Below are 19,167 nucleotides of genomic sequence, written 5' to 3' on the forward strand. Positions count from 1 at the left end.
TCTTCCTCCGTAAGCTGGACGACCACTGCATCGGTGTCAGCCAAGGTAAAGGGCTCAGCCTGCGCTTGATCCTCAGGCAAACGTACTTGGTCAGACAAAGCCGCTGCGTTCCATTGCTCCCAGTAGGCGTGTTCACTTTCCATGGCTGTGCTATTCGCATAGGCGGAAAGTTTTTGTGACCAGGAACGGAATGAATCCGTTTTGTCCGGCAGCTGAAGCACTTCCTGATGAACAGCCTGTTCATAGGCAGTAGCCAAATCCTCAAACAAGATACGCCAGGATACCCCGTCCACGACCAAATGGTGAATCGCCATCAGGAGATGGTCCCCATCTGCACAGTGGAACAAACCCGCCTTTAACAGCGGTCCTTCTTGCAGCTGGATACTGCTTTGAATTTCATTGGCTTTCGCCTCAATTGCCGCGCTGAGTATGGCTTTATCCGTCAAATCCCTAAAGTCCAGCACGTCCAGATGATACAACTCGCCTTCCTGTATTCCGCGGTTCCATGCTTTATAGCCTAGCTCAGTCTTGCTGAACACCATCCGCAGAGCATCATGGTGCTCTGCTAGTTTGCCAAGCGCCTGACGCAGAGCAGCTTCGTCAAAGCCCTGCTCCCGGTGCAGCATAACCGCCTGATTAAAGTGATGCGCATCCACTTGCTCTTGCGCAAAGAACCCATGCTGGATCGGAAGCATCACCGTTTCTCCGCTCACTTCTCCCTGATCTGCCATACGACTGACCTCGTGCATATGCGGTGCCAGCCTTGCGACAATGGGATAGCGGAACAAATCCTTCATGTCCAGCTTGTAGCCTGCCTGGAACGCACGGGACACGATTTGAATCGCCTTGATCGAATCGCCGCCCAGGTCAAAGAAATTGTCTAAAATACCAACGGTTGGCACGCCCAGGACGGACTGCCAGATCGCTACGAGTGTTCGTTCTGTTACAGTGCGTGGCGCTGCATAATCCGCTCCGCTGTGCAAACCGCCTTCTGGTGCTGGCAGGGACTTGCGGTCGATTTTACCGTTCGGTGTCAGCGGCATTTGCTCCAACTGAATGAAATACGACGGCACCATATAGCTTGGCAGCTCTTGTCCCAGCTCCTGTCTCAGTTCACCCGCTCCAAGCTCTTGACTCGCCACGTAGTACGCCACGAGCTGTGTTTGGCCCGTTTCGTCCGTGCGTGCCATGATGACCGCTTCTTGTACCGATTCCACCTGCAGCAGCTGCGATTCGATCTCGCCCAGTTCGATCCGGTAACCCCGGATTTTCACCTGATGGTCCATCCGACCCAAATATTCAATGTTGCCGTCCGGCATCCATCTTGCCAAATCGCCTGTACGATACACCCGCTCATGGTCTGACTTGTCATCAGCAAACGGATTACTCACAAATTTCTCGGCTGTCAGTTCTTCACGTTTCCAATACCCACGGGCCAATCCTTCCCCTGCAATACATAACTCACCCGGTACGCCGACGGGCTGCAATTCCCCATTCGTATTCATGATATAGATTTGGGTATTCGCAATAGGACGTCCAATATTAATGTCTTGAGCATGGGTCAGTTCCTGCACGGTCGACCACACCGTCGTTTCTGTAGGTCCGTACATGTTATAAATGCGAGGACCGTTTATTTCTTGCAGTGCTGCGAGCAGCTTGGACGGGAGGGCTTCGCCCCCGACCATAATGGCCTTCACGCTTTGCAGTGTGCGGGAACCTGCTTCATGACCTAGCAGCATTTGTAACCGGGATGGGGTCATTTGCAACATCTCAATCGAATGTTGAGTAATCAATTCACCCAGCGCCTGCGGATTCACCTGATGCTGGCTGTCGCCAAGCACCACCGTCATTCCACCCAACAGGGGCAAGATGGTTTCCAAGACGAAAATATCGAATGAAATAGTCGTCAGTGACAAAATGGTTTGGCTCGCTTCAAAGTCAATGACTTCGCGCATTCCGGTAATAAAGTTGAGGACCGAGCGATGCTGGAGCATAACTCCTTTCGGATTTCCAGTCGAACCAGACGTATAGATGACATAAGCCAAATGCTCTGGGCGGGCAATCGTCTCCAGGTTGCCACTCTCTCCCTGATACAAGGCTACATCCTCAAGAAATAGGGTATTGGCATGGCAATGATGCTCTTCTGCCAGCTCACGACTGGTTAGAAGCACTGCGGCCTCGCTGTCTTCCAGCATGTATGCAATACGAGAGGACGGAAATTCGGGATCAATCGGCACATAAGCACCACCTGCTTTGAGAACGGCTAGAAGGCCTACGATCATTTCCACTGAACGCTGTACCATCAGTCCGACCAGTTTGTCAGGCCCTACTCCTTGTGCTTGAAGCATTCGTGCCAATGAATTCGCCCGTTCATTCAGTTCCCGATAAGTCAGACTCTGATGTCCAAACACCAATGCCACCTGATCTGGCGTATATTCTACCTGCTCCTCGAACAGCTGATGGATCGTCTGTTTGCATGGGAATGCACAAGCGGTATCATTAAATGCCGCTGTAATCTGCTGCTTTTCCGCCGCTGTGAGTAGTTCCAGTTCTTCAACACGAACATGCGGATTGAGCGAAATTTGCTCCAGCAGGCGTGCAAAATGCCCATACAGACGCTCAATACCTGCTTGATCAAAGCTGAGCGTGTTATACATAAAACGAATCTTGATGCCTTCACCTGGCATCACGACGACGTTCAGATCATAGTTGGTTTCCTCTGTAGACACCACGTTCGAAATCGTAAATTTATCCTGTCCATCACTGCCCAACTGCTCTACCTGCTGCTCCACCGGATAATTTTCAAATATCATAATATGGTTAATTAAATCCTGTTTCTGCTCGGTCAGTGCTTGAATTTCATACAGCGGGAACGCATCGTAGGCATTGGAAGCCAGCGCCTGCCGCTGTGTTCGTTTCATCAGCTCGACAAAGGTTTCACCTTGTTCAGACTGCACGCGCACTGGAATCGTGTTAATGAATAGCCCAATCATGTGCTCCACACCTGGAATATCCCCTGGGCGACCGGACACAACGCTGCCAAACACAACATCCGAACTGTTATTATATTTTTGCAACAAGACGCCCCATACCGTCTGAATCAGCGTATTGATCGTCACCTGATTTTGCTTCGCCACTTGTTCGATCTGGGCAACCAGCTCTGGCTGGAATTCGCAATCCAGATCTTCAGCAACATATTCCCCGGTGTGCATCGATTTAGGCTGTATTTTTTGCTGTGGGAGCGTAATTTGCTGCTCATAATCTTCCAGATATCTGCTCCAGTACTGCAGGGCCGCTTCACGGTCCTGACGTTCCAGCCATTCAATAAATCGACTGAACGGCGTAACAGGCTCCAGTACGGGCTTATGACCCGCGCGCAGTGCCAGATAGCTGCCGAATACCTCCTGTGTCATAAAGGACAAGCACCAGCCATCCATCAAAATATGATGGAAGCTCCAGATAAAATGATATGTTTCATCCCCGGTTTGCAGGATCGAAATACGAATGAGTGCATCCTCTGCGAGATTGAATCCTTTCGCTTTATCGGCAAGGGTAAAAGCCTCAACACGCGCTGCTCGTTCTTCTTTTTCCAGTCCGCGCAGGTCTTCATAGTACAACTCTCCGCTGCGATTACGGAAGACGACCTGCACAGGCTCATCCTTCCAGGAGTTGATAAAGTTCGTCCGCAATGCCTCATGACGCTGTACGAGCAGATCAAAGCTTTTGCTGAAAGCAACCACATCAAACCGTCCATTCCATTCAAAGGTGGCCTGCTCAAAATAAGCTGCCGAACTCTCATCCATTAGACTGAAGAAGAGCATACCCTTTTGCATCGGCGTCAAAGCATACACATTTTCTAGTTCACCCATATCTTGTGTATCTTTCACCAATTGCTCCAGCTCGTCCAGCGTTACATGTTTTAACAAGACATCACTTGGGGTCAACACCGTTCTCTCTTGGGCTACACAATGATGAATGACTTCACGCAAGCCGGATGCTAGCAGCTCTCCCAGCCGTGCAATCGTTTCATGACGGAACTGCGTTGTGCCGTAGCGAATAGTGAACATCAGCTCCCCATCCTCGATTAATCCATTGATATCTAGTGCAAAATCCATAGCCGCGTTCGTGCTAACAGGCACACCAATGGAATAGGAGGAAGGCTGTAGATCGTTGCCTTTATAGTCCTGATCGAATTGGCCTAAATAGTTAAAACTGATCTCAGGCTGAGTCTTTAACTGCACGCCTGCTTTTTCCAGCACATTCATATCTGACAGGTATCGCAAAATACCATAACCGATGCCTTTTTGCGGAATATGACGCAGCCCTTCCTTAATCCGTTTGATCAGACGAGCCGTATTTCCCCCTTGTCCCAGACTTCCATCCAGTACAACCGGGAATTGGCTCGTAAACCAGCCGACCGTGCGCGTAATATCCACGTCGGGTACAACGGCTTCCCGTCCATGGCCCTCCAGGTTAACCAGCACCCGTTCAGAACCAGACCAGTCATACACGGCTTTGCCGAGTGCGGCCAGCAACAGGTCGTTCATTTCCGTGTTGTATGCGCGATGAGCTTGTTTGAGCAGTTGCTCGGTTTCCTGCTTCGTCCAGCGCACAGTCACAACCTCACTGTCTCCGAGCCGTACATTGTCATTGGCAAAATCCTTCGGCAAAGGCTTCGCGAGGCTGGCTTCTGCTTGTTCGATATGCTGCCAGTAGGCTAGCTCCCGCTCCATCGTCGCACGATTCGCGTAGGCTGACAGCTGTTTGGCCCATATCTGGAAAGAATCTGTTTTATGTGGCAGTCGAATAGCTGTGCCTGTTTGACCTGCAACAGCCTGCTCATAACCGGATGCCAAATCCTCCAGCAAAATACGCCACGATACGCCGTCCACAACCAAATGATGAATGACGATTAGCAAATGGTCGCCCTCAGCGCAATGGAACAGACCAAGCTTCACAAGCGGACCCTCGCTCAAATGAATGCCGGCTTGAATTTCACTCGCCTTGGCTTCTACAGCGGCAGATTCGTCCTCAATTCCTCTAAAATCTACAATGTCCAGCGTGTATAGCTCGCCTTCCTCCACACTGCGGTTCCAAGCGACATAATCCTGCTCCGTCTCACGGAATACAGTGCGCAATGCGTCATGATGCTGGACAATACGTTCCATCGTACGGCGCAGCGCGTCGACGTCAAAGCGCCCAGCTCGATACAGCATCATCGCCTGGTTGCTGTGGTGCAGGTCAGCCGGCCGCTGCTCGAAGAACCACCGCTGAATGGGTGTCAGTTCCACCTGGCCTATGACTTCTTCCTGACTGGCCATCTTGCCATCTGTACGAAGTAAAGGACTGAGTGACGCTACCGTCGGATTGCTGAACAAATCCTTCATGTCCAGTCGATAACCTGCTTGCAGCAATCGGGAGGATACTTGCAGCGCTTTGATCGAATCGCCGCCCAGTTCAAAGAAGTTATCCTGCGTGCCTACCGTTTCGACACCCAGCACCCCGGCCCACACTGAAGCTAAAACCTGTTCTACCGTGGTACGCGGTGCCACATAGGCCACTCCCGTAAGGATGCTGCCTTCTGGTTCCGGCAAGGCCTTGCGGTCGATTTTTCCGTTGCTCGTCAGTGGGATCGCCTCCAGACGCATCAAGCGTGCAGGTACCATATGTGCTGGCAGTGCTGCTTCCAGCTTGGCCTGTACTTCCTCAATCCGCAGCTCGGCTTCTCCCGTGATGTATCCGCACAAGTACTTGTGCCCACGCTCATCCGTCCGGTCGATGACTACCGCTTGACGCACGCCCGGCACCCGCTGGATCGCCGTTTCAATCTCGCCTAGCTCGATCCGATATCCCCGGATTTTGACCTGATAGTCCATCCGGCCGATAAAGTCCACATTGCCGTCCGGCATCCACCGCGCCAAGTCACCTGTGCGGTACAATCGTTCACCCGCTACGTACGGGTTTGCCACGAACTTCTCGGCGGTCAAATCCGCACGGTTCAGGTATCCCCGTGCCACCCCGGCACCGCCAATGCACAGCTCGCCCAGTACGCCGATCGGCACCGGATTCAGCTGGCTGTCCAAGATGTAAAACCGTGCGTTCAGCCACGCCTGACCAATCGGTACATTGCCGCTACTTGGCAGCTTCGACAGCTCTTCGTCGTAGAAGCTGGAGTCAATCGCCGCTTCCGTGACGCCGTAGCTGTTCATAATGCGGATATCCGCGCCAAACCGTTCTTGCAGCACCCGGTAATCCGTCACGCTGCAGCTGTCCGAGCTGGTAATCAGCAATTCCAGACTGCTCATGTCCAGTCCCTGTTCATACACATGCTGCATAAACGGTACGATCAGGGCCGGGGTCGATTCGAACACCGTAATCTGATAGTCGCGAATCCAGCCATATAGACGGCTTGGGTCGATGCGATCATCTTTCGGACAGATAACCATCGTTCCGCCGTTATAAAGCGCCCGTGCGATATCCCCGACGAACACGTCGAAGGAAAAGCTCGCCAGTTGCAGCAACCGTACCGGGAACTGGTTCAGACGGTAATCCCGGCGATAGGCCGCAGCCGTATTCACCAAACTGTGATGCTCGATCATGACCCCTTTCGGGCGTCCCGTTGTACCGGACGTATAGATCACATACGCCAAATCCTGCGGCTCATTGATAGGTTCCACATCTGTGGCATCCCCGATGTACAGCGACTCATCGTCCAGCGCCAGTACGGTGTGCAGACGCAAGTTCGCTGCGGATTCGGATGCTGCTTCGCTATTAGATGACGAATCTGATTTCAAGCTTAATCCCTCATTAAGGCTGTCTCTTTCCATCGTTTCAATGCTAACCGCCGTTTCCAGCTCGCCCTCAGCCTTTCCTTCGGCCAAAGCCCATCGGCTTTCCTCCAGCCATGCTTGGGCACGCTCCTGCAAACCTGTTTGAGTCAGTAGCACTGTCGCACCGCTGTCCTCCAGCATAAAGCGGATACGTTCGGACGGATAGTCTGCATCCAGCGGCACATAGGCGCCTCCAGCTTTCCATACTGCCAATACGCCAACCAGCATGTCCACCGAGCGCTCACTTAAAATACCGACAATGGATTCACGCCCAATACCTTCATTCCGCAATCTACGAGCAAGTTGGTTCCCACGCTCGTTCAGCTCACGGTATGTAAGCTGCCGCTCCTCGTATACAACTGCCACGTGATCCGGCGCAAGCTGCGCTTGTTCTTCCACATAGGCGTGGAACAACCCTTCTGATTGCTTTTCATCACTCCATGCAGATACGCCTACTGATCCAAAACCGTCGATGATCTTCACTTTTTCCTCAGCAGTCACTAGCTCAAGCTCATCTACCAGCGCATCTGGTCTGTTAATCGCTTCTTCAATCATATGCAGCAAATGCTCACGGATTTGCTCTACAGCTGTACGTTCCAATACTCGCGCGTTGTACTCCAAATGGACATGAATTTCATCCCCCGGCACAACCGTAATGTTGAAATCATAGTTCGTTTGCTCCGATACGGAAGCATTGGCAATCGTAAAACCATTCGTACCACGGCTACCCATGTGCTCCATGCGCTGTTCTACTGGGTAGTTTTCAAACACCATAATATGGTTCACCAGGTCCTGTTTTTGCTCTGTCAGGGCCTGAATTTCATATAACGGATAGGTTTCATAGGCACGGGAAGCCAGTGCCTGCTCCTGTATCTGTTTCATTAACGCAGCAAACGTCATATCTTTCTCACTGTGAATCCGTACAGGAACCGTGTTAATGAACAAACCAATCATTTTATCGATGCCCGGAATATCCGCTGATCTACCAGATACGACACTGCCAAATACAACATCCCCACTGTTGTTATACCGTTGCAGCACAACGCCCCACGCTGCTTGCAGCAGTGTATTGACCGTCACTTGCTTTTGCTTAACCAGCTTGTTCATCCGTTCCGTCACTTCGCGGTCCAGTGTAAACGAAAGTTTGTCCGCTTCATATTCTTTAGCGTGACCGTCCAGCTGTTTTGCCTGCGGCAATACCGTCTGCTGCTCGAAACCAGCAAAATAATCACTCCAGAACCGTTCAGCCTCTGCTTTGTCCTGCCGCTCCAGCCATTCAATATATTCGCTGTATGGCGTTACCGGGACAAGCTCCGGCTTGCGGTCTTCGAGGATGGCAAAGTACGTATTAAATGCCTCTCCTACAATTAGGAACAAGCACCAGCCGTCCATCAAAATATGGTGGAAGCTCCACACAAAACGGTACGACTCCTCGCCTGTACGCAAAACAGACACCCGCATCAGCTCGCCAGAGCTGAAATTAAAGCCCTCGGCTTTGTCACGTTCAGCAAAATCAGCAATGTATGCGTCCTGCTCTCCTTGTCCCATTGAGCGCACATCTTCAAAACGGAACCCGGCATGTTTGTGACGGTACACCACCTGTAAAGGCTGCTCATTCCAGCCGCTATAAAAATTCGTTCTGAATATTTGATGGCGATTCACCAGTTGATTTAAGCTTTCGGCAAAAGCCTCCACTTGAAAGCTACCTTGCAGATCAAATGTCGCCTGCTCAAAGTACGCCCCGGATTTTGGCTCCATTAGGCCGTGGAACAGGATGCCTTTTTGCATGGGTGTGAGCGAATAAATATTTTCTAGTTCTCCCGCAGCAGCCGTCTGCTCTACAATATGATCCAGCTCTCCAGCCGTCAGTCCTTGGAAGGACAAGTCGCTTGGCGTCAGCTCTGGCAACTCTTTTTCCACACAGTGAGCCAATACCTCACGCAAGCTCTCCTGAAGCAGACCAGCCAGTCTTTGAATTGATTTTTTCATGAATGTTTTCCTGCTGTAGCTGATCGTCAGTTCCAGTGCACCGTCCGTGATCATGCCGTTGATATCCAGAGCATACCGCTTGGTTAACGTGTCACTAATGGAAGCTCCGATGGAATAAGGAGACATGCGAAAGGCATTTTTCTTCAAATCCTGATCGAATTGTCCGAGATAGTTAAAGCTGATTTCCGGCTCGGTGATAAAAAGGGCTTCCCCTTCCCCTTCAGCAAGATATCTCAAAATCCCGTATCCAATTCCTTTATGCGGCAAACGGCGCAGTCCTTCTTTGACGTTCTTGACACGCCGTCCCACATTCTGTTCCTCGCCCATATCGAGTACAACCGGGAATTGGCTGGTAAACCAACCGACCGTACGCGTAATATCCACATTCGGCAAAATGGCTTCCCGTCCGTGACCCTCCAGATTTACAAGCACCTGACGGATGCCTGCCCACTCCTGAATTGCGGTGCCCAGAGCTGTCAGCAATAGGTCGTTCACTTCCGTATTGTAGGCACGATGTGCCTGCTTCAAAAATTGTTCTGTTTCTTCGACCGTCCATACCACGGTCAGTGTCCGATCATCGCGAAGCTGTGGCTTGGCCTGAGATTTACGGGTGTAATCTTTAGGCAAGGATGCCTGACTCTTCCCTGCTTGCTCAATCTGCTCCCAATACGCACGCTCACTCTTCAACGCTGTGCTGTTCGCATAAGCGGATAGCTGGTCAGCCCAAAGGCGGAAGGAATCTGTCTTATTAGGCAAACGGACAGACTCGCCCCGTAAAGCCTGCTCATAGCCGGATGCCAAATCCTCCAGCAAAATACGCCAAGACACGCCATCGACCACAAAATGGTGAATCGCTATCAACAAATGGTCTCCATCGGTGCAACGGAACAGACCCAGTTTCACCAAAGGGCCTTCATCTAGACAGATACTGCTTTGAATTTCGCTGGCTTTGTTCTCCAGCAAGTGAGCAAAGTCAGACTCATTTGTAAAATCAACCACTTCCAGGCTGTACAGTTCTCCTTCTTGCACGCCACGGTTCCATACTTCATACCCACCGTCCGCATTTTGGCGGAATACGATGCGCAAAGCATCATGGTGCTCGACAATGCGTTGCAGTGCCTGATGAAGCGCCGTTTCGTCCAAACGATCCTCACGGTGCAGCATCAGAGCCTGATTATAGTGCTCAGGATTGGATGGCTGCTGCTCAATGAACCAGTGTTGAATCGGTGTCAATACCACGTTTCCACTGACTTCTCCTTGATCGGAAATGCGGGTCACCCGCTGCACCCGTCCATTCAGCTCAGCAATCGTCGGATACTGGAACAGCTCTCTCATTTCCAGCTTGTAACCATTTTGCAGCAGTCTTGAAGACACCTGGATGGCCTTAATCGAGTCGCCCCCCAGATGGAAAAAGTTATCCAGCACACCAATATGCTCGATACCAAGTACAGATTGCCACACGGACACTAGCGTCCGTTCTACCTCATTACGGGCTGCTACGTAATCCTCACCGGAATCCACGCTGCCCTCCGGTTGCGGCAACGCCCGACGATCCACTTTGCCATTTGGTGTCAACGGCAATTGCTCCAGCTGCACAAAATATGACGGTACCATGTAACCCGGCAATTCTTGGCTCAAGGCGCTTCGCAGCTCACTAGCCGCGATATCCGCAAGGGTGACTACATATGCACAGAGCTGCTTTTGCCCTTGCTCATCCTCACGTGCAATGACGACGGCTTCTTGCACCGCTTCCAGCTTCAACAGCTGCGCTTCCACCTCACCCAGCTCGATCCGGTAGCCCCGAATTTTCACCTGTGCGTCAATCCGTCCTTTGTATTCCAGCGTTCCGTCCTCATTCCAGCGCACCAAATCGCCTGTGCGGTAGCAGCGCTCTCCGCTGCGGAACGGACTATCTACGAACTTTTCAGCCGTCAAATCCGGACGGTTCCGGTAGCCACGTGCCACCCCGTCGCCGCCGACGATCAACTCCCCCCATGCCCCGACAGGCTGAAGCTGCATGAAACGGTCTACGACATACGCTGTGGAGTTGTGGATCGGACGCCCAATCGGCACCGCTTCCAATTGCACGCTGGCAATCGCATGAGTTGTAGAAAAAGTTGTATTTTCTGTCGGCCCATAGCCGTTAATGATCCGCAGGGACGGATGAGCCTCCAGCACCCGGTTAATGTGCGGTACGGACAGCACATCACCACCGACCAGCAGTTCTTGTACCCCCTCGAACAGCTCCAAGTCCTGCTGAGATAGCTGGTTAAAGAGCGGTGCAGTCAGCCACATTGTCGTGATACCATGGTTGCGCACGGCTTCCTTGAGCTTTGGAGCGTCCAAAATGACATCCTGACTTACCAGCACGAGCTGTCCACCATTTAGTAGCGCACCCCAAATTTCGAAGGTGGACGCGTCAAAGACAACGGCGCCAGTTTGCAAAATACGTGTATCAGCATCTAATTGCGCATAGTTTGTACTTTTCACCAAACGCACAACATTGCGATGTTCTACCATAACCCCTTTGGGCTGTCCGGTTGTGCCCGAAGTGTACATCAAATAAGCTAGTCGGTTTCCAAAATTACGTTCTTGTTCTCCAGCAGTGCTGTCTACGACAGACGAGGATGATTCCTTTAAAATCACATTTTTCAGATTTATATAATCGGTATAATCCGCATGATAAGCCTCGTTTTGCTCCCAATGTACGGTATTCAAGCCTTGGTCATCCTCTGCCCCGTACACCTTAGCATCGCTCAGATCCAGTACGATTCCGGTGTATTCCTTCGGTTGCTGTTCTGCACGCTGCACCAGCAGCAACTTCGCCCCCGAATCTTCCAACAGGTAACGTACACGTTCAGCCGGATAATCAGGATCAATCGGTACATATGCGCCGCCCGCTTTGAGAATCGCCAACATGCCGACGATCATATCCGTGGAACGCTCAGCAACGATACCTACAGTTTGCTCGGCGGTAATACCGTGTCCGCGCAACGTGTGAGCCAGTCGATTTGCTTTTACATTCAGTTCGCCATAAGTTAAACGGGTATTTCCGAACACAACTGCTGTCTGATTCGGTGTACGTTCAGCCTGTTCCTCAAACAACTCATGAATGCCTGCTTCGTGTGGATATTCCACCGCTGTAGCATTGAATACGTCGACGATTTGCGCCCGTTCTTCCTCACTGATCAGCGACAATTCCTGTATCCGCTTGTGTGGGCCCTGCACCATATGCTCCGCCACACTCAAAAATTGTCGAATAATTCGAGCAATTTCCTGTTCACTAAACAGCTCGGTACGATAATCTAGGTACAGCACGAGTCTATCATCATCCAGCATTTCAACCATGTGAATATCGAAGTCGTTCACCGTATCTCCGCAGAAATCGTTATCTACCTGCTGAATCGCTTCATCAAACCGGGAGAAACTCAAGGTACGGTACTGAATGGAAGCACCAAACAGACGCTGAATGTCCAGGCTGCTTTGCTGTTCACGCAAATCCTGAATAATTTTGTTGTACGGGTAACGCTGATGCCGCAAAATGGATGCCTGCTCCTTCCCTACACCTTGCAGGAAAGTCAACAGTTCGGATTCTGGTTCGACTAACAGACGCGTAGCCACAGTGCTGACGAACATACCGATGGTATCTTTTTCCTTCTTAGACGTACGGTTGGCATAAAGTGTCCCCACGGTTAAGTCCTGCTCCCCCGTCACTTTATGCAAATAAATATACAGAGCCGCCAGGAAGAACGTGAAAATACTAATTTTATGTTCCTCGCAAAAAGCCGTAACACCACGATACAACTCATGTTCCAGTATAAAGCTCTCCCGGCGTGCAGCTGTGCTCAGTGTCAGCGGGTTATATGATTTCAAACCTGTAGTCTCTGGCAAATCAGCAAACTTTTCCGTCCAGTACGTTTTGTCCTTTTGATAACGGTCTGATTGCTCATAGCTTTGCTCTACCTGGATAAAATCCAGATAGGGATTGCCCTTGGTCGGCGTATCTTGACCTGTACCATGCACAATATCCATATAATGTCCGGTGATTTCATTAATGGCCTGATTCATGGACACGCCGTCTGAGATAATATGATGCATTTTAAAATTAAACCAGGTTTCTTCTGCTCCGAGCTGCAAGATAACAAATCGATACAGCTGCGAATCCAACAATGAGAACGGCTGTGGATTATGGCGCTTTAACCATTCCTTTGCTTCTTCCGGGGTAACTTGGAGCGTTTCTATACTTTCCGCCGTAAACGGCTCTACATATTGATACGGAATCCCATCCTGAGCAGTAATTTTGATACGAAAAGAATCATTTTGGGCAATTACCCGGTTCATTGCTTGCTGCAAGGCATCTATACGAACAGTTCCCCTGATTTTTACTGTTGCAATAATTGTTGATGTGTTCCGATTAGGATACAGAAGCTCCGTATACCAAATCCGTTGCTGTGGCTGGCTTAGCGAAAACAATTGAACATTTTGCTGTGTCATCCGTCTCTCTCCTCGCAAATTAGATATTGGTAAAAAGGAAATTCGCATATTTATGCGGTTTGTTCCTCGGGATGCTTTCGAAATTGAAGCTCATACAGCTCTGCATAATGACCGCCCTCGGCAAGGAGCTGATCATGGGTACCCTGCTCTTTCAGTTCACCATCGGCAAGGACACAGATCGTATCCGCCCGTTCAATCGTAGACAATCGATGGGCAATAACTAATGTCGTACGATCCTTCATCAGCTCATTTAAGCCCTGCTGGACTTCATATTCCGATTCTGCATCCAAAGCCGAGGTTGCTTCATCCAACAGCAAAATCGGTGCATTTTTGAGCAAAGCACGAGCAATTGCGATCCGCTGTCTTTGACCGCCAGACAAATTGGCTCCGCGTTCACCGACAATCGTGTCGTACCCCTCTGGCAGCTCGGCTATGAAGCCGCTGGCATAGGCTGTTTTGGCCGCAGCCTCTACTTCCTCATCCGTGGCAGTCGGTGAGCCAAAACGGATATTATCCGCTACTGTACCGTGGAACAGCGTAGCCTCCTGTGGTACATAGGCCATCAAATCCCTGACTTCATCCAACGGAAATTCTTCTGCCAAGCGACCACGAACCCGCAGCACACCTTCGTCCGGTGGGTAAAATCCCAACAACAGCTTCATGACTGTGCTTTTGCCGCCACCACTCGGGCCAACAAGCGCGGTTACCTGTCCTTCTGGCACGACCAAGTTTAACCTTTGCAGCGTTGGATGGTTAGGCTGATAGCCAAAGGTGATGTCGTGCAGCTCCAGCGCAGCCGGAGTCTGTTCAATGGCATGGTCTGAACGCAAGGTCTCAACATCGCCATAGAATTCCCCAGATTCACGGGCTGATAAAGCTGCCGTCTCGGGATCGATAAGCCTAGTCAGCGGTCCCTTCTTTTTAGCCGCGGGGAACTGCTCTTCTTCCTTCGACTCATCCAGAATTTCGCGGATACGCGCCAAGCCTGCCAAGGAGTTTTGTAACAGTGTTACAGCCGCCCCTAGCTCCAAAAACACCGTTGAAATACCGGTTTGCAGCTGCACAATCTGTCCCAATACTCCCAGTTCCATTTGCTTCTGCGATACCAGAATCAATCCGGCGACAAGCACACCGCCCAGCGTAATGAACTCTATGACAAAATTGCACATATCCTGCAAGCCCATATGACGTCCCTGCCGGATGCTGATACGGTTTATGTCCTCGCTTGCATCGTTACATAGTCCACCTACCTTTGTCCTCAACCCAAACAACTTCACCGTCTGCAAACCGGAAAGCAAATCACTCAATCGTTCCGTGAACCTGCTCATCCGTCCCTGTAACTCTTCACTCGTCTTTCGCATTTTCTTCGCGAAATGAGCATTGATCCAGGCTGAAGCCAGCCCAAGTAAAACCGCCATAATCCCAAATCGCCAATCCAGCGTCATCAAAATGACCAACGAGCCCAAGAAAAGCGAAATTTCCAGTATAATCGAGCGGATATGAACGGTGTAAGCCTGCTCCAGCGCCTGTACATCATTCGTCATACGGGATACAAGATCACCCGAATGGTGTTTTTCGGCTTTATCGTACGATAGCTTAACAATGTGGCCAAATAGTTTCATTCGTACTTCGGCAATCGCCAGCTTTACACACCGTTTATACATATAGCTGCACAGGGGGGAAATAAGACTTAATGCCAAAAATGTACCACTAACCAAATAGACCGCTCGGTATAGCTCCTGTACATCGCCATTAACCGCGAAATTCAGCAAATAATGCACCACAAAAGAAAGTAAAATCGTGATGCTCGCATTGGTCAGACTATTGCCAACCAGCCCGGTAAAATACCATTTTCGTTGCGGCTTCATCAGGGACATCAACTGCTTAAATTCATAAAACCCCTGCTTGAAGGTCACGACGCTCACCCCTTTCCTCAGGCAACGAAAACCCGTTTTCCGCCGTATGCTGTTCTTCTTCAAAATTTTTCAAATACAGCTTTCGGTACACACCATCACGACTTAGTAATTCCTCATGAGAACCCGATTCCACAATGCTCCCCTGATCGAGTACAATAATGCGGTTCGCCTGACGTACGGTTGACAGTCGATGAGCAATGACCAGTACCGTCCGGTTTTGCATTACCGCATTCATCGCATTCTGCACCTGAGCCTCCGACTGACTATCGAGTGCTGAAGTCGGCTCGTCCAATAGAAGCAGCGGAGCATTTTTCAGTAATGCTCTTGCTATGGAAATACGCTGTTTTTGACCGCCAGACAATCCGCCTCCCCGCTCGCTCAACAGGGTTTCATAGCCCTCGGGAAGTTGAACAATAAAATCATGCGCATGTGCCGCTTTCGCCGCTTCGACAATTTCTTCCCGAGTCGCCGCCAAACGTCCATATCCGATATTTTCTGCAATGGTGGCCGGAAAAAGCGACGGCTCCTGAGATACCATCGAAATATGACTGCGCAGGCTGGTTAAATTCCAATCTGTCAAACTCTTTCCAAATAGTTGAATGGTTCCAGCATGCTCTCCAGGTTCATTAAATCCGCAAAGCAGCTTGAAAATCGTGCTCTTACCTCCACCGCTGGCACCGACAATCGCCACCATATCCCCTTGCCCTGCCTGGAAGCTGATATCCTTCAGCACTGTGTTCCCTTCATCGTAGCCAAAGGTCAAATGCTCAAAGCTGACTACAGCAACACTATCAACGTCATCATCACTTTCTGCTCCGCCTTCACTCATTCGGTTGGCTTCCCCATTTGCTTCGTCTTTCAAATGAGGCGCCTCATTCTCTCGCTTCTGATCTACCAAGGTCATTTCGCCATCCTGACGTTCATTCTGCCAATCCAGTACCTCAAACAAATGCTTTGCGGCTCCACCCGCTTCCTTCATTTGCGAAATGATCGTCGGCAGCATGGCAATCGGCTGCAATATGAACGAAATCAGGTATAAAAAAAGTACAATGCCTCCAGCATTCAGCTCTCCATGTTGTATCAGGTATCCTCCGTATACAATGACTAAAATAATCGGTGTTGCTAGCATCATCACACCTACCGGAGTAATGGCTGCATAGCGCTTTTCTAGCCGTAAGCCGCGCTTGACGACCTCCTCCATAATCACCATATACTTCTTCAACAGCACAGCTTGCATATTGAATGCCTTGACGATAGGAATTCCTCCGATTGCATCTTGCCCCACAGCGTTCAAATGAGCAATTTTCTCCTGAAGATCCGCGGAATATTTTTCAATCGGCTTGCTCATTAGTGATGTTATGATCATTCCTATTGGCATGAGCGCAAGACTTGCCAATATCAGTTTCCAGCTTGTCAGTAAAAGCAATATGAGGGATGCCGTAAACACAAGCGGTAAATAAAACAGATTGGCAAACTGCTGGATAAAAAAGTTCTGTAATACTGCCGTATTATTGGTTAGACGGGATACCAAATCTCCGGTAAATTTCCTTTCCACGCTGGAAACTGGTAAATCGCAAAACTTATGTACGAGATCCCCTCTCAAGTCGCGCAGAGCACTAACACTAAATCGCGCTGAAGCGTACCTCATCACAAACTTACAGGGCATTCCAATTAGCGTCATACCAACAACCAGATAGATCATGTTCTGGGTAGAGGAGAATGTCCCCTGTGCCATGTGTTCAATGGCCTTACCCAAAACAATGTCAATAGCTGCCAAACACAAGGAGGCGATCACCGTTATGAAAACCCATAGATTATACGGCCTTACATAACGTGCGAGTCTCCGAAATGCAGAATTTAATCGAAACAAGGGCATCCCTCTTTTCGTTGCCCACACTTTATCAGTGCGAACTTTTTATATTGGCTGTGGACGTCGTTGAGATAAACTCTGAGTTTGGATGCATGAGTATCCGTGCAGAATAAAATGCGATTTTGAACTATGCTGGAATTTGCATCTTGGTGTGGGTTGGTTGTTGATTGTTGCTGAGATGGTAATAACGAAGTGTATCGTGATGTGTGGGACATTCAACTCTGTCTGAATCGTGGTTGTAGGGTGCTTGTGTTGTAAGCTGTATGAGCTGCCTCCGCGTGGCCCATCGGCGAGGATGTAGAAAGAATGTTCTCGACTGCGCTCATAACCTCTTGTTCTTGTTCATGGATGAAAAAGTGATTACCTTCGAACATCTGAACATCCATAGGTGATGTCGTATGTTGTTGCCAGGCATGGAGTGAATCTGTGCTAACCTCAAAATCCTTCATTCCTCCTAAAACGGTCATCGGGCATACCAGTGGATTTCCCGGCTGATAAACATAAGTTTCACATACCTTAAAATCTGCACGCAGACGAGGCATAATAATTTGCATCAATTCTGCATTTTGCAGCACCTCTTCAGGGGTTCCCTGCATTAAACGAAGCTCTTCCGTGAAAGAATCGTCTGTTAAATCATGGAGTCGTTTTTTGGAGTATGGAAGATGTGGTGCGGATTTACCAGATATGATGATATGCACAGGTAGCTTTCCAGTTTTGCTGTACAACTGTCGTGCTGTTTCAAATGCAATCAGTGCCCCCATACTGTGCCCAAAAAAAGCGAACGGCTTATGCATGTATGGAGCCATTGCGGGAACCAACGATTGAACGATGTCTTGAAGAGTATCCATTGGAGCTTCTGTTGAACGGCTTTCACGTCCTGGAAGTTGTATAGGCAGAACGGTAATGTCAGGCGCAAATCTGGACTTCCAAGAGTTAAATATGTAAGCACCACCACCGGCGTAGGGGAAGCAAAATAGTTGGAGCTTCGCAGTCGGTTGGACCTCTGTTTTCGCGAACCAAGATTGCGATCGAGTCGTCATATGAATTCCTCCATCCTCTATGCAGTTCATAATTTTACAGTAAATCCTTATATCTCTTTTTTCCTTCCAACACTTTCTAACTGTTTTTAAATATACAAACTTTAAAACCACTTGGCATGGGAAAAAAGGGCTAAATCGATAGAGCTCATAAAAATAAAACAAAATCCATATTATGTTATTTGTTTCCAAACTTCAAAAGCAACAATTTCACTTTTTGTATTAGTTATCTGTCAATCATGATCTGTTAATTTAGTTTAAAACAAAATTTTAGGTTTTCATGAATTTTGTAAAACTAAACTCATTATGATTTACATTGAAGCTCCACCCCCTTATCCCACAACAATTTTATCTTTACATGCCATTAACATAAATGTAACAAATTCAACCTGATATCATCCGACAAATTCCGCCTTTTTCCGCAACTCTCTTTAAACTCCTAAATAGTGGATTGAATTTGTATCAAGCTCACATAAGCCAAAATTAATAACTCTTTAATTTTGTAATAAATATTGTTATTTCATAGTCCTAAAGGACCATATTTTGCATATTTTTTTCTGACTCTTCGTCTAAAAAATTTGTTCGGATTGAGTTTTTCTCTCCCAAAGCTATGAATTTTCTTTTCAAACTCTAATAGAAGCGTTTCTATCTCGATTCAAAAGTACCTGTTCTCTAGAAATTTATAGCCTTACTTTTAATCTTTCAGTAACGGCAAACAGCAAGGCTCCCTGTTGTTGGAGCTTGCTGCTTTATAAATTTCATTATGTTTGACTTCACTATTGGTCGATATGCAGAGCGTTGTAAGCTTTATTGTAGTAATCCTCCAATCTTATTAATTTAGTGGAATGGAGTATTTGTATGGGTTTCTTGTATATTTTCCAAAACGCGAAAGCCTTATGGTATACAAAAAGAGCACAGCCCATTAAGGCTGTGCTCTTTTATCTTGCTTGGCGGCGTCCTACTCTCCCAGGACCCTGCGGTCCAAGTACCATCGGCGCTGGAGGGCTTAACGGTCGTGTTCGGGATGGGTA

General features: G+C 49.1%; 4 protein-coding genes and 1 rRNA gene. All 5 read right to left on the bottom strand.

Annotated features, from left to right (window positions below; all coding sequences use genetic code 11):
- The coding region (locus NLX74_RS25270) for a non-ribosomal peptide synthetase (RefSeq protein WP_254330905.1) at positions 1-13,313 on the bottom strand (13,313 nt) is incomplete at its 3' end.
- 50 nt (positions 13,314-13,363) lie between these two features.
- Positions 13,364-15,229: an ABC transporter ATP-binding protein gene (locus NLX74_RS25275; protein ID WP_254330906.1), complete on the bottom strand. Its 1,866-nt coding sequence runs from the start codon at positions 15,227-15,229 to the stop codon at positions 13,364-13,366.
- Positions 15,204-17,099 (bottom strand): ABC transporter ATP-binding protein, encoded by a 1,896-nt coding sequence (locus NLX74_RS25280; protein WP_254330907.1) that lies wholly within the window; start codon positions 17,097-17,099, stop codon positions 15,204-15,206. The genes NLX74_RS25275 and NLX74_RS25280 overlap by 26 nt, the downstream gene beginning before the upstream one ends.
- Positions 17,100-17,314: 215 nt before the next feature.
- Positions 17,315-18,139 carry a thioesterase II family protein gene (locus tag NLX74_RS25285; protein WP_254330908.1) on the bottom strand — a complete coding sequence of 275 codons (825 nt, stop codon included), beginning with the start codon at positions 18,137-18,139 and terminating at the stop codon, positions 17,315-17,317.
- 942 nt (positions 18,140-19,081) lie between these two features.
- Positions 19,082-19,167 (bottom strand): 5S ribosomal RNA (rrf, locus tag NLX74_RS25290); the annotation flags it as partial.

Origin of the sequence: Paenibacillus sp. MZ03-122A, assembly GCF_024213325.1 — a bacterium.
Classification (GTDB): domain Bacteria; phylum Bacillota; class Bacilli; order Paenibacillales; family Paenibacillaceae; genus Paenibacillus; species Paenibacillus polymyxa_B.